The sequence below is a fragment of the Paraburkholderia sp. RL18-085-BIA-A genome (genome assembly GCF_046027075.1).
GTDB lineage: Bacteria > Pseudomonadota > Gammaproteobacteria > Burkholderiales > Burkholderiaceae > Paraburkholderia.
The window spans coordinates 1-14,503 of sequence record NZ_JARESU010000070.1; the positions used below are offsets into that span (position 1 = coordinate 1).

The window sequence follows — 14,503 nt, forward strand, 5'->3', positions numbered from 1 at the left end:
CTCTGAAGAGGCGTGCCCACACGCCTTTCCGCCGGTGCGCACGATTTAGTATGTTGCGGGGTTCATCCGCACATAGGCGTCGAGCAGCGACGTCTTGTGAACAACTCCGAGAATTGGAGCGGACCTGGATTTCGGGTCAATGACGGGCAGGCGTTCGCCACGGAAATTGAGGAAAAGCTGCAGGGCCTGGCCCAGCGTCATGTCCGGAGTCAGCACATGGAAGTCGGGAAGCAGATAGTCGGCCGCGGTCATCCGCCGTGGGCTCCGGGGCAAAGCGAGGTCGGATGCGAGGTCCTCAAGGGCCACCACGCCGCAAAAGCGCTGCTGTTCGTCCACCACATACAGGTACTTCACCGGATGCTCGAGGAACATGCGGGTCAGCTCTTCAACGCTCGCCTTGAGCGTAACGACTGTCTCGGCAGGCTTCAGAAGTTCCCGCATCCGGGTAGCCGCCAGGCGCATCCGGTCCTTCTGCGCACGGTTGCGTCTTACGGTCACTTCGTACATCGAAGTGTGCTCCGCGTTGCGCGCGGCGAAGTAAGCGACGACGCATGAAAGTATGAGCGGCAGCACGGCCTGGTAGGACAGCGTCATCTCGAAAATCATGAGGATGGCCATCAACGGAGCGTTGGAGGCTGCCGCGAGAAATGCGCCCATCCCCACGATTGCGTAGGCGAAAGGCTCCGAAGTCATGTGCGGCCAGATTCCATGAACGCCTACCCCGAAGAGGCATCCCACCACGGCTCCAACGAACAGGGTCGGCGTGAATACGCCACCCACTGCTCCGGTGCCGGCCGTTGCCAGCGTCGCAATCACCTTGAGAACGAGCACGATAAGAAGCGCTGTCCACGTCCAGGGCTGATGCAGCAGGGAGTTCACTACCTCGTAGCCATTACCACAGACCTCTGGGGCCCAGATGGAGACGATGCCGACGATAAGACCGCCGAGCCCAAGCTTCAGCGGCAAAGGCAACGGTACCTTGCCGAAGCCCCTCTTCGACGCGGAAAGCAAAAGAAGAAAACGCGGCGCCAGTACCCCGCACAAAAGCCCCAGCACAATGAAGGGCAGCACTTCGATGCCGGTGATGGTTGGGAAAACTGGCATCTGGTACGGCGGCCGGTAACCGGCGAACTCGCGCATTGTGATATTGGCCACGACCGACGAGACAAGAACCGGGCCCAGCCATTCCATCGCCATGCAACCGAGCACCAGTTCCGTCACGAAAAAGGCGCCGGCGATAGGTGCGTTATACGCAGACGTGATACCGGCAGCCGCACCGCATGCGACGAGCATGCGCAAACGTGCGGGGTCGAAGTGCACCCAGCGTCCTATGATGGACGAGCATAGAGCGGCCAGTTGAACCATCGAGCCTTCACGGCCAATCGAGCCGCCAGTCGCGATGGTGAAAAGTGACGAGATGCTGCGCCACATGCTTTGCCAGACGGGCACGACACCGTCACCCATCGTGACGGCCTCCATATAGTCGGCACCAGACTTTGAAGAACTGCGGCGCGCCACTACGAGGCAGGTGCCAGCAATCATTCCGCCAACCGTTGGCAACGCAACCCGGGCGGGCCAGGGGATGTGCCGGGCCATCTCGACAAAATTGCCGGGCTCACCGCCAAAGCACTTCTGCAGCAGGTCGATACCTTCCCGGAAAGCAGCAGTGGCGGACGCGCCCGCGACGCCAGCAACGACCGCCCAGAGCAGCATCGCGTGCCCGTCCGGCTGTCGCAGTGTTTTCCAGATGAAGGTCAGAAGTGCGAAGGGGTTCTTGTTCATTTGTTGTGTAGCAGTCGGGAGCTTCCTTCGCCCTCATTTCGATATGTCGAGCTTAGGGCAGCACACTTCCCAAATCCATTTCGACCTTGATTGCGTCACCCCTGTAGACGACATCTGCGTAGTAGATAACGACGTTATTGGCGTCGTTAAAAACACGCTGGACCCGGGCTACGGGCGCATCAGTCGGTACACGAAGCAAACGCGCAGTCACTGCGTCGGCGCTGCCGATAGTCAGCGTCTGCCTGGCCTTCGCAATGCACTGCGGAGAGAGGGACACCAGAACCGGGATGACAAGTTCGTCGCGGAACCTGTCAGGCGCCATCGAAAAAATGTTCTCTTCCAGATAAAGCGAGATGACGCAGTAGGGCAGGCCATCGGAGGAATGCACCCGTTTCATGTACATGTACTCTTCCGCGAGTTTTCCATCAGCCGCGGTGACGGGTGGCTTCCTTCTGCTCTCCTCCACCGTAACAGGCTGCTGACTGGTCGCCTGATACATCTCGACCAGCGCCTTCAGGGTGGTGACAACCTGCACCGGCTTCATCGTAAGCGCTGCCGCGGAGACGAAGGTTCCCCTTCCCCGTTGAGGAATGAGTACCCCCTCGCTCATCAGTAATTGCACGGCTTGACGGGCTGTCACCCGCGCAACATCGAACTCAGCTGCAATCTGCTCGAGCGTCGGAATTACCTCGCCTTGCTGCCAGACCCCACGAACAATCCGGTCGCGAAGCGAGTCAGCAATCTGCAGATACAGCGGGACCGGACTTGACAACGAGGCGCGCGACATTATCGATACTTATGGACTTTAGAACCTGTACTATAAAGCGTCTCCCGCAGCTCGGGACGAATTGTCGCTTGGCCATGCTATTCGGTCAGCAAGCATCACTTCCCGGGAGACCAGATTTACAGCCTCTCAAGTGAATAACGGGAGGCCGCGAACGGTGAGTGCGGTTTCAGTACGGTCAATGTTTTTCAGAACAGGAGTCCTGGAGCGCGAATCGCCCCCCGAAACTCTTGTCAGTCTGATTGCGCTCAACCGCTATTCCGTGCGTAGGAGTCAGTCGTTGTTCTGGCGCAGAGCTTTTATCACCTGCGCGGCAATCATCGTACTGACCCGCCCGTTGGACTGAAGCGTCAATCCTGCAATGTGTGGCGTCAGTATCACGTTAGGCAAACCCGCAAAGATGGAACCGTCGCGCATGGGCTCCTCCTCGAACACATCCAGTGCGGCTCCGCCCAAACGCCCTTCCCGCAATGCGACTGCGAGCGCTGACTCGTCCAGAATTCCTCCCCGTGCCGCGTTAATCACAACGGCGTGGCGCTTCATGCTGTCCAGCTGAACCTTGCCCAGCATGTTTCGCGTCTCTTCGCGAAGCGGAACGTGCAGCGTCAATACATCGGCCTCGGCGACGGCCTCCTCAAGGGTGACACGCTGCGCACCCGTCCGTTGCCATGCCTGAGCGTCCTCGGCCAAATGCGAGTCAAATGCGATAACCCGAACACCGAGCCCAGTCGCCAGACCAGCAACGAGCTGGCCGATGCCACCGAAACCGACTATTGCCAACGTGCTACCGGCGAACTCACGGCCATTCGAGAGCTGCGCTCGCGGCCATACTCCAGATGCCACGTCGGCGGACGACATATAGGCGCCGCGCAGAAGCACCATCGCCGTCGAAATCACGTATTCAGCGACCGCTGGGGCGTTGGCACCGGTCGCTGGAATGACGTTGACCTGCCGTTGCTCGCAGGCTTCCAAGTCGATATTGTCCAACCCAACACCGAGGCGGCCCACGACCGATAGACGCTGGGCGCATTCGAGGAATGCCGGATTTATCTGCGTCCGGTTCCTGATGATGATTGCATCGGCGTCATGCACAGCCTTGAAAAGGCGTTCGGGGTCGTCGACGAGAGTGCGATCGTCCAACACATCGAAATGCTCTCGCAATGAGTCAACAGCGAGTGAATCCATAAACTCGCTGACTACCACTTTTTTTCGCAATGCGTTCATTCCCAGGCTTTCCTCATTCATCGATACATCTAGAGACAAGACCTTCTAGTGGAGCGTGGTGTTACAGGGGCCGAGGGCGTCAGATAGAAGCGCCTCGGCAATTTGCAGTTATAGCGGTACAAGAAGCGGTACAAGAGTCGACCGAAGGCTTCGCGTAATGTCCGTTCACGAAGTTCTGGATGGTGCAGCAGCGCCAAAACTTGCGCTTCTCACTCCCGGACGACCTTGATTGCGACGCAGGCTTCCGCCAACCGATCCATCCACGCCGGGTGTAAACCCTGGGACCTCAACACGGAAGTTGAGCACTTCAAGTTCTTATAGTACGGTAAACGATACTTTAGTAACAACTGAATTTTGTACGGGGTCTACGTCACATGAAGCGAATTGATGAAATCGAAGTTCAGGTTGGGCCGTTGACGGTCGAACGTGTCGAAGTCCACGTCCTGCGCTGTCCAATCGCAACCCCGGTGCGCACGTCGTTCGGCACGATGCACGACCGCCCGGCCGTCCTTGTTTCAGTGACGGACTCGGATGGCTGCACTGGATGGGGCGAAATCTGGTCGAATTTTCCGGCGTGCGGCGCCGAGCACCGCGCGGCCATCGTGTCGACCGTATTGGCGCCGATGCTTACTGGCCGCCTCGCCGCCCATCCCGTCGACGTTTTCCGTGACCTGACCGACGGCACGGCGGTGCTCGCGTTGCAATCCGGCGAGCCAGGCCCTTTTGCGCAGGCAATCGCGGGGGTTGACCTCGCTCTCTGGGACCTGCGCGCCCGTAGGGCCGGCCTTCCGCTCTGGAAGCTGCTCGGTGGTTCCTCCGAGAACATCCCTGTTTACGCCAGCGGCCTTAATCCGATCGGGTCTGCGGAGCTCGTTGCCGAGAAGCTCGAGCGAGGATACGAGGCGTTCAAACTGAAAGTCGGGTTTGGCGTCGACCGAGACGTGAACAACCTGAAAATACTTCGGGAAATAATCGGCCCGAATCGTCGGCTCATGGTCGATGCGAATCAGGCGTGGGCTCTGCCCGAAGCACTCACAATGGCACCTCTGCTGGCGCCCTTCAATCTTGGCTGGCTGGAGGAACCTCTGCGCTGCGACCGTCCGTTGAACGAATGGCAAACGCTGGCGGCCAGCTCTCCAGTGCCGCTCGCCGGAGGTGAAAACATCGCAGGTCATGATGAATTCGACGCCGCAATTGCGTCGCGTGCGTTCGCTGTCATCCAGCCGGACGCCGCCAAGTGGGGCGGCATTTCTGGCTGTCTGAGCGTCATCCGGTCAACGCAGGCTGCCGGGCTTACCTACTGTCCGCATTACCTGGGCGGTGGCGTCGGTCTTCTTGCTTCTGCACATCTGCTCGCCGCGACTGGCGCGGACGGGATGCTCGAAATCGATTCGAATCCGAATCCGCTTCGTACCCTACTGCACGGTCCGCTCGACACGCTCGTCAACGGTCGGGTAAGCCTCGGAAACGCCCCGGGAATCGGCATTGAACCGAACGTGACCGAATTGCGGGAGCGCATCCGCGAGGCGGCAGCATCCGTAGACGCTTTCCGCAAAGCGGCGCAATAGGACTTTGATGCGTCAGCGTAGCCACCCCGGAAAGGCATTTGCGCTGGCACAACTGAACCTGAATGAATCAACCCGATAACGAGGGAGACATGGCAACTAGCGCTTACTTACCTGCGGCCGCAGAAGCCGTTGATGTAACAAGAAACAAGCTGTACCGGAAGCTGATTCTGAGGCTCGCACCGTTTCTTTTTGTGGCGTACGCCATCAACCAGCTCAACCGGTTCAACATCAGTTTTGCAAAACTCCAGTTCATGAAAGACCTGGCGCTGAGCGACTTCTCGTTCGCACTCGGTGCAGGGCTGTTCTTCATCGGATACGTCATCTTCGAGGTCCCGAGCAGCCTCTATTTGCAAAAGGTAGGTGCGCGCGCGACTTTCATTCGAATCATGGTTCTCTGGGGCTTACTTTCTGGGTTGACTGCTTTCGTACATACGCCGACCCAGTTTTATCTGGTCCGCTTTCTTCTTGGTGCGGCTGAAGCGGGATTCATGCCCGGGGTCATCCTGTACTTGACCTACTGGTTCCCCGCGAATCGCCGTGCGCGAATCACATCGCTGTTCTACCTCGCCGCGACCGCTTCGGGTGTCATCGGCGGCCCAATCTCCGGCCTCATTTTGAAGTATTCGCAAGCATGGGGCCAAATGAGCAACTGGCAATGGCTCTTCGTGGTTGAAGGGGTACCCACTGTCCTTCTCGGTGTGTTCGCCTATTACTACCTCCAGGATTATCCCAAGGACGCAAAGTGGCTCAGCAGGGAGGAGAAGGACATCCTCGCGCAAGACCTGAAGGAGGACCACGCGAGCGCAAATCACAATGCCGTCGGACTGCGTGACGTCATCAAGCTTCCCCGCATTTATGCGTTCGGGCTGGCTTACTTCGCCGTTGTCGCCGCCAACAATACGCTGGCCGTCTGGGCTCCGACCTTGATTAAGGATGCGGGAATTCGCGACGTCTTCAATATCGGCATGCTGTCAGCCATCCCGTACGTCGTCGGGGCAATTGGTATGCTGACTATCGCGGGGCACTCGGACAAGATGCGCGAGCGGCGCTGGCATTTCGCGCTTCCTTTCGGTCTGACTGCAATTGGCTTTGCGCTCATTGGTCTGTTCTACACCAGCATCTACGGAACAATCATTCTTCTGTCGCTCGCCTCCATTGGTATCTTCACGGCGTTTGCGATTTTCTGGGCCATGCCGACCCAGTATCTGTCGACGTCAGCAAAAGCTGCGGGTATTGGCTACATCAGTACCATTGGTATGTTCGGAGGGTTCTTCAGCCCCATCATCCTTGGTTATGCCAAGACGGTCGCCGGGACATTCGTTGGAGGCTTCGTGGCAATGGCCGTGATATCAGTCATCGGCGTGCTCCTGATTTTCGCTGCGGCACCAAAGACTTCAACGTAGTGACCAACCCGCCGGGGGAATTCACCTGGATGGCGCTCCGCGAGACAGCAGCGCAGTCCTGACTTGCGTGAAAGGTACCTTGTGCCAAACGGAACGCAGAAAAGAGAAAGTCGGAACTGGTGTACGGGGAGATTGAAGGCGGTGGAGGTTTCGGCTGAGAATCTGATTGTCGAAGTCGGAAACCGGCAACCAACAAATCATCCACCATGAGCAAGTTTACGGAAAAGAAGTCGTCGGTCTACCGGCAACCGGTCTGGGTGGGTCAGCCTCAGGGTCAACAATACACAATACATGAGACTAAAGGCTCACAAAAGCGATATGCAAGCAAGCTGTTTATGTGACGAAGCTTTGCCTGACACCGTCAATAAAAAACAGTGTCGCGCGCCGCGTCGTACATCAAAGGCTCGCCCCCGGACAGCACTCATCTCGGGGCGCGCCCAATCTTAGGCAGAGGCTCGCCACAGGTAAGCCGACTCTCTCGCAAGTTCAAAACAGGTGTGAATAATGAAATTAAAAATTGGCGCACGACTGCTGGGTACATTTGGTGTTGTCCTGGCTTTCCTGTTGGCGATCTGCTTGACCGCCCATCTGCAGATGGCGCGTATGAATGCGACCACGCAAAACATAGTCGGTGTTCGCGCCGAGGAACTGAGGCTCGTAAATAGGATCCAGGTGGCGACGCTCCGGGAAGCAGTGATGACGTATGCCGCGCTCGAGGAACCAACGCCCGAAGCACAGCGGGACAGAGTCGAACACGCCCGAGCCTTCACGAATAATGAGTCGGCCTATCAGGCCATCCCTCGTCTGATCACCACGGCGAGGGGCCGCGCTCTCTTCGACCGGGTGCTGCAAGCGCGTGCGCCTTACGAGGAGGCCCTGAAGCCCGCGTACGCGCAATTGGCGGCGCATGACAACGATGCGGCACGCGCAACGCTCTTGAAGGCGGGGCTGCTGCGAACCGCGCTTATCCAGCAGCAAGACGAGTTCAAGAGTCTGGTTCAGAGCATGATGGACGCCGATGTGAAGGACAGCAACGACGTCTATGACATGGCGCGCGCAGTCCTGTGGGGAGCGGCGGTGCTGGCGCTGGTGGTGGCGCTGATACTTTGCGCGTTGGTGACGCGTTCGATCGTCCGTCCTTTGCAGCGTGTGGTCGACGGTGCCAATGCCTTGGCGCAGGGCGACCTGCGTGTCCAGGTACACGTTGAGAGCCACGACGAGCTCGGCAACCTGGCCGAGTCGGTGAACCGGGCGATTGGCAACCTGGCTGGCATCGTCGGCGGCGTCAAGCAGGCAAGCCTCGCGATCTCGTCCGCCACCGAACAGGTGGCGGCGGGAAATGCCGATCTGTCGCAGCGCACGGAGGAGCAGGCCGCGTCGCTCGAGGAGACGGCCTCGAGCATGGAAGAGCTGACCGCGACGGTCCGTCACAACGCGGACAACGCCCAGCAGGCCAGCACGCTGGCGACCAACGCATCGGAGGTCGCGCAGCGTGGCGGAGACGAGGTTGGCCGCGTGGTCGAGACCATGCAGGAGATCTCCGATAGCTCCGCCAAGGTTGCCGAGATCATCGGCGTGATCGAAAGCATCGCGTTTCAGACCAACATTCTCGCGCTCAATGCGGCGGTCGAAGCGGCCCGGGCCGGTGAGCAGGGCCGCGGCTTCGCGGTGGTGGCGAGCGAAGTCCGCACGCTCGCGCAACGCAGTGCGACCGCCGCTCGGGAAATCAAGGAGCTGATTGGTGAGTCGGTGGGCCGCGTGAATGTCGGTTCGCAACTCGTCGAGCAAGCTGGCGACACGATCCGGGAGATCGTGCAGTCGGTCAAGCGCGTGACCGACATCATGAGTGAAATCTCCGCAGCATCCCACGAGCAAAGCACCGGCATCGAACAGGTCAACCAGGCTGTCAGCCAGATGGACCAGGTCACCCAGCAGAACGCCGCGCTGGTCGAAGAAGCCGCGGCCGCAGCGCAATCGATGGCTGAACAGGCCCAGGCATTACGTGACTCGGTAGCGATATTCAAACTCGACGACCGGCGCGCTACAAACCCGTCATTGGGCGCGATAGCGCGCCCGACCATGACGAGGGCAGCCTTGCCAAAATCCCTCAAAGCCCTGTCCGCCTCCGCCGCACCGCGACTCTCCGCGACCTCCTCCACGACTGGCGCTTCGAGTCCGGCCACCGAGCCGGACTGGCAGACGTTCTAGCCGCTATGATTTCACGGGATTGTCGGTGTCCATCAGTGATGAATATGCCTTCCTTTTGTGCTGGCTACGGGGTTGTCCATCTTTCTCCGGCCCTGGTGCAAATTTCAGCGGCGAGCGAAAAGCGGCGTAGTCGCCGCTCCCGCATCGAGCGGAAAGGACTGCGTTGTAAGCAGCCGGCGCGGTGGTATCTTTGAGGCGCATATTCGCGAAATTGAACTGACCTTTTCGAATGCGATGCATCAGTTCGATGCCGGCCGTCGTAGTGGCTGCATTTCCGAAGCGTTTGAAGCCGAGCATTGCATTGATCCTGGACTTGATGTTGCGATGATCCTGCTCGATCAAGTTGTTCACATACTTCGACGATCGCAATGTCGTGTCCGCAGGCAGATACTGCTCCGCCTTCATTTCGCGCACCGCGCGGTGAGACGCAGCATAACCGTCCAGCGTGATTGTCTTCGGAGCGAACCCTTGACTCCTGGTCGCTTTCGCGAAGAAAGCATTGGCCGCAGCGACATCGCGCCTGGCAGTGAGCCGGAAGTCGACCGTCTTTCCTGCGCGGTTAACTGCACGGTAAAGATAGACCCATTTGCCGCGGACTTTCACATACGTCTCGTCGACTCTCCATGAACGACCAGCAGATTTCGCAAACCGATCCCAGCGCTTGAGGAACTCCGGCGTGAAGCGTTTGACCCAGCGCATGATCGTAGTGTGCGCCAGCGACAGCCCGCGCTCGGCCATTATTTCAACGATTTGCCGGTCGCTCGCCACTGCCACGCGATCGGCGAGTCGGTGATCTTTCCGGCGTCCTCCGAGAACAACAGCACCACGGCACCGCGATTGCGCTGCCTGACAATGCGTTCGCTAATCCCTGATACCGTCGCGGTAACTCCTCCCTCGACGAGCTTCGCCTGGCCGTTGCCCGAGGCGCCAGTGATGCCGCGCACTGCGGTCGCCGGTACCGAATGGAGAGCGAGACAATTACACATTCAACGAATGCCGACGAAATGTGATCCTGACCGATGCAAGCCAGCAAGAAATCCGGTCGGGCATAAGCTCGCATGGAAGAAATCCGGCTAAGCCCAGATATCAAATTCACGAACAGTGAAAGACGGCAATCCGCCGGGTGGACCCGACGTCAAAATGTCCGTCTCGGCAGGCGGTTGAACGGCTGGAGATGGCCGAGGGTGTGTCAAAACTCAGGCTCACGCCTCTCGTTCAAAAAGTCGGCTTTCGAAAAGGGCCTACAACGGCTTGGTGGCGTGTCGGGAAGGATAAAGTGACCCCTCAAAACCTACAACTTTTGTGTTTTGACACACCCGCGGCCGACTCCTGTCCGTTGCGGGTCGGCCGAACCCGACCGAGGCTGTGTGAAAACGCATGTTGAATGCGGTGTTCTAAGAAATCGACCCTTCAGAACACGATGTATTAGCTTGGTACCGAACTGGGAGGGGTAAAGCGACCCCCGAAAACCGAGTACTTTTGCGTTTTCACACGGCCTCGACCCTGATGGGACATTCGCTCTAGCCGGAAGCGGACATCTCGGCGCGTGGTTTATACGGTTGTCCGTTCGGCGGCCCAGTCCGCGCATTAACCTTGAGCCCACGGCTGAGCTTTCACGCGCGCCACCACCCAGTCGATGAAGCTACGTGTCTTGCCCGCCCTGAAGCGCCCGGATGGCAATAGCAAATGGATCGTGCCAGGGGTGCCGAGTGTCCAGCCGGGCAGCACCGGCACGAGCGCACCTTGCGCGACCGGATTCGCAACAAGCCATGTCGCGCCGGCGACGATGCCGACGCCTGCGACAGCAGCCGCAATCAGGCTCTCGGGATCGTCGGCGGTGTAGCGGGCGTCGACGCGCACGGCGACCGCATCCGCATCCTTGACCAAACGCCATTCGGGATTGCCCTTGAAGCGTGAGTTCGCGACGCACACATGCCGCGTCAAATCATCCGGCCTTTGCGGCGCGCCGTGGGCGGCGATATACGCGGGAGATGCATAGACAAAGCGCTCGTTCGTCATTAGCCGCCGGCTGATCAGGCGGCTGTCCTGCAACTCGCCGATTCTGATTGCGACGTCGAACCGCTCGCCGATCAGATCGACGTAGCGGTCCGAGAACTCAGCGTCGATCGAAACGCCCGGGTGAAGCGCGAGGAACTCGGGCAATAGTGGCGCAATGCACATCCGGCCGAACGTCGCGGGCAACGCGACGCGCAACAAGCCCTTCGCGACGTTGCCCGCTTGCGCCACTTCGAGCAGCCCTTCCTCCATCGCATTCGTCGCGGCCGTCATCCGTTCGTAGAGTGCGGCGCCGGCTTCCGTCGGGGTCAGCTTGCGTGTCGAGCGTTCGAGGAGACGAACCGCGAGACGCGCTTCCAGCGCGCTGACGCGCCGCGAAATTGTCGAGACGTCCTTGCCGAGTGCATCGGCCGCTCGCACGAAACTGCCCGTGCCGAGCACCGACAGGAAGGCCGCAATTTCGTCCATGTACGCCCCGTCCATCTCGTACCCTTCATGCGTGAATGCCCGCCGATGCCCGGCGAACAGAGTGGCTCCGGCGCAAGCTCCTTCAGGTTTGCCATAAACGCTGACGACCGTGAATCAGTACGATAAACGAGATCGGCGTTACGCGTTGCCTGGTGCGTTGTCGCGCAAACGCCATAGCCCGAGCGGATTGTCGTCGCGCAACGCCGGTGGCAGTAGTTCGGGCGGGAAGTTCTGATAGGCGACCGGACGCAGGAAACGATCGATCGCGGTGCTGCCCACCGCAGTGAAGCGTGGATCGGACGTTGCCGGAAATGGCCCGCCATGGACCTGCGCATCCGATATCTCCACCATGTTCGAGAAGGCATTGATGACGATCCGCCCTGTCTTCGCCTCGACAACCGGCAGCAGCCGATGCGCGAGTTCGTGGTCAACCGGTTCCAGGTGAACAACCATACTGAGTTGTCCACGCATGGCGCCGCCGACCGCGAGCATCTCATCCGCTGACTGGCAGCGCACGAGGATCGCGGACGGTCCGAACACTTCGTCGAGCAAGTGTATATCGTGCAGCACCGCCTTTGCGTCTACTTCGAACAGGTGCGTCCGCCCGTCGAGCGCCCCGCCGCTATCAGCACCGCACGCGAGCTCGGTGACGCCGGTACTGCACCGCAAACGTTCGACGCCACGCTCAAAGTTCGCATGGATGTTGCGCGCCAGCATCGTGGCCGCCGGCGTATCAGCGAGCGTCTCGCGCAGCGTGCTGCGCAGTGCATTGAATCCCGTTCCGTCGATCGCCAGGATAATGCCCGGCGTCAGGCACATCTGGCCAACGCTGGCGACCATCTGTTCGACGAAGCGCGTGGCGAACGTATCTGCGCGCGTCGCGAGCGCAGTTGGCAGCACGAAGTGCGGATTGGAGCTTGTCATCTCCGCGAACACCGGAATCGGCTGGGCACGCATCAGGCCGCGGCGCACCAGCGCCATGCCGCCCGCTTCGGAGCCGGTGAACGCGACGGCCTTTGTTTCCGGATGATCGACCAGCGCTTCGCCGATCGAGTTGCCGTCGCCGATGATCAGTGAAAAGACACCTTCGTGCAGACCGTTGTCGGCTACCGCCTTCTGGATGGCGCGGCCGACCAGTTCCGACGTGCCAAGATGCGACGGATGCGCTTTGGCAACCACCGGGCAACCGGAAGCGAGTGCAGAGGCTGTGTCACCACCGGCGACCGAATAGAGAATCGGGAAGTTGCTCGCGCCAAACACAACGACTGGGCCGAGCGGCACCTTTTGCATCCGCAGGTCGACTCGCGGCAGCGGTTGCCGGCTGGGCTCCGCGGAGTCGATCGTCGCATTGCGCCACAAGCCACGCAATACGACGCGCGCGAACATGCGAAGCTGGGCAGCGGCCCACGCAATTTCACCGGACACACGCTCGGGCGGAAGCCCCGTTTCCGCGACACAGCGCGTCACCAGCGTATCACCCAATCCTTCGAGGTTCTCCGCGATCGAATCGAGGAAGCGGGCGCGCAATTGCGGCGCGATACGGCTGTACGAATCGAACGCAGCGGCTGCGAGCCGGCACGCGCGATCTACCTCGGCTGTGCCGCCCGCGCCGAACATCGGCGCGATTGACGCGTTGGTTGCGGGATTCAACGCTCGCATCTCGGCCTGCCCGCCACGTACAGACTCGCGTCCGATCAGCATTTCACCTAGTACTTGCATCGATACTCCTGACTTTCAGCTTGAATGAAACAACGCGGCGTCGCCCGACATCGCGTCAATACCTGCGGCTCATGCGAATGCGGCTTTGTCGAGCGCGTCGGCCACGCGCACGACAACCTTGCCAAGGTGCGTGCCGCGCAACAGGTCGATGAAAGCGGCCGGCGCGTTCTCCAGCCCGACGACCACATGCTCCAGATAGCGCAGCGAGCCCTCTGCCACCCACGGTTCTGCGAGTTCGCGCCACTCAGTGAAGTTTTCCTTGCGGTCTAACACGATGAATCCCTGGATACGCAGCCGTTTGATGAACGTGTCGCGCAGATTCGGGCCGGGACGCAAGACAAGGTCGTTGTATTCGCCGACCATTCCGCACATGATCAATCGCCCGAACGGGTTCATCTGATTGAACACCGCGTGTTGCAGCTCACCCCCGACGTTCTCGTAGTACACGTCGATGCCGTCCGGGCAGACGTCGCGTAACGCAGCCGACAAATCAGTGACCGCGCGATAGTCGATGCATGTGTCAAAGCCAAGCTCGTCTTCGACGAAGCGGCACTTGTTCTCGCCACCGGCAACACCGACGACACGCGCGCCGGCGCGACGCGCCAGCTGGCCGGCCACCGAACCAACCGCGCCGGACGCCGCCGATACGACCACCGTTTCGCCCGCCTTCGGCTCGCCGATCTGCTTCATGCCGGCATACGCGGTTGCACCCGGCATACCGAGCACGCCGAGATACGCTGAATGCGGCGCGCTGCCCGACAGCACCAGCAGATCGTCGCCGCCCGACACGATGTGGCTCTGCCAGCCGCGCGCGCCGACGACAATCTCCCCGGGCTTGAAACCGGCATGTTTCGATGCGATGACCTGGCCGACGGTCTCGCCGGTCATCGGCTCACCGAGCTTCACCGACGGCGCATACGACACCACGTCATCCATCCGGCCGCGCATGTACGGATCAAGCGACAGCCAAAGCGTTTGAGTCAGCACTTCGCCATTGCGCAGAGCCGGGATCTCGTCCTCGACGAGAGCGAAGTTGTTTATCTGCGGAGAACCGCCAGGGCGGCTGTGAAGTACAACGGAGCGACGTTTCGTTTCCATACAGAATCCATCTGCAATTGATTCAGGAGGCTCGGCAGGTCGGTTCCAATTGGAGCGACGCACTTCATGCCGATCGGACGCGACGATGACGCTATCCGGGATGATCTACGGCCTGGATGGCACGCTCATCAGCTGCGGACGCATGCACGGTGACAACGCGTGGAAAGAATAGTAATTCGTAGAGAGCGGGTCGATAATTGGGCGGTCAGCCAAAACATCTTTGCGTACGGCCC

Annotated in this window: 10 protein-coding genes and 1 pseudogene; 3 read left to right on the top strand and 8 right to left on the bottom strand. The window is 60.0% G+C overall.

The genetic code is table 11. The features are described from left to right. Window positions 1–45: 45 nt before the first annotated feature. The 3 genes from P0D89_RS33025 to P0D89_RS33035 form a co-directional block, all read right to left on the bottom strand. Complete coding sequence (locus P0D89_RS33025; RefSeq protein ID WP_408364328.1) at window positions 46–1,782, bottom strand: ClcB-like voltage-gated chloride channel protein; 1,737 nt, start codon at window positions 1,780–1,782, stop codon at window positions 46–48. A gap of 52 nt (window positions 1,783–1,834) precedes the next feature. Continuing rightward, window positions 1,835–2,569, bottom strand: a complete 735-nt coding sequence (locus P0D89_RS33030) for a GntR family transcriptional regulator (RefSeq protein ID WP_408364326.1) — start codon at window positions 2,567–2,569, stop codon at window positions 1,835–1,837. Window positions 2,570–2,839: 270 nt separating this feature from the next. After that, complete coding sequence (locus tag P0D89_RS33035; protein ID WP_408364324.1) at window positions 2,840–3,811, bottom strand: hydroxyacid dehydrogenase; 972 nt, start codon at window positions 3,809–3,811, stop codon at window positions 2,840–2,842. Window positions 3,812–4,164: 353 nt separating this feature from the next. Here P0D89_RS33035 and P0D89_RS33040 point away from each other — a divergent pair, with 353 nt between their 5' ends. From P0D89_RS33040 to P0D89_RS33050, 3 genes are all read left to right on the top strand, one after another. Further along, window positions 4,165–5,358 (top strand): mandelate racemase/muconate lactonizing enzyme family protein, encoded by a 1,194-nt coding sequence (locus P0D89_RS33040; protein ID WP_408364322.1) that lies wholly within the window; start codon window positions 4,165–4,167, stop codon window positions 5,356–5,358. Between the two features lie 62 nt (window positions 5,359–5,420). After that, window positions 5,421–6,761 carry an MFS transporter gene (locus tag P0D89_RS33045; protein ID WP_408364320.1) on the top strand — a complete coding sequence of 447 codons (1,341 nt, stop codon included), beginning with the start codon at window positions 5,421–5,423 and terminating at the stop codon, window positions 6,759–6,761. Between the two features lie 504 nt (window positions 6,762–7,265). Continuing rightward, entirely contained in the window at window positions 7,266–8,969 is a 1,704-nt protein-coding gene (locus P0D89_RS33050) for a methyl-accepting chemotaxis protein (protein WP_408364318.1), read from the top strand. 144 nt (window positions 8,970–9,113) lie between these two features. Here the strand turns inward: P0D89_RS33050 and P0D89_RS33055 are convergent. The 5 genes and pseudogenes from P0D89_RS33055 to P0D89_RS33075 form a co-directional block, all read right to left on the bottom strand. Then, a pseudogene (locus P0D89_RS33055) lies at window positions 9,114–9,731 on the bottom strand (IS6 family transposase); the annotation flags it as partial. After that, on the bottom strand, window positions 9,707–9,913 hold the full coding sequence (locus tag P0D89_RS33060; protein ID WP_408364316.1) for a hypothetical protein: 207 nt from the start codon (window positions 9,911–9,913) through the stop codon (window positions 9,707–9,709). The gene P0D89_RS33060 and the pseudogene P0D89_RS33055, both read right to left, overlap by 25 nt. A 643-nt stretch (window positions 9,914–10,556) precedes the next feature. Continuing rightward, window positions 10,557–11,453: a LysR family transcriptional regulator gene (locus P0D89_RS33065; RefSeq protein WP_408377745.1), complete on the bottom strand. Its 897-nt coding sequence runs from the start codon at window positions 11,451–11,453 to the stop codon at window positions 10,557–10,559. Between the two features lie 138 nt (window positions 11,454–11,591). After that, entirely contained in the window at window positions 11,592–13,172 is a 1,581-nt protein-coding gene (locus tag P0D89_RS33070; protein WP_408364312.1) for an aldehyde dehydrogenase (NADP(+)), read from the bottom strand. 69 nt (window positions 13,173–13,241) lie between these two features. Next, the gene (locus tag P0D89_RS33075; RefSeq protein WP_408364310.1) at window positions 13,242–14,270 is read right to left on the bottom strand and encodes an NADP-dependent oxidoreductase; all 1,029 of its coding nucleotides are present in this window, start codon (window positions 14,268–14,270) and stop codon (window positions 13,242–13,244) included. Window positions 14,271–14,503: the final 233 nt, after the last annotated feature.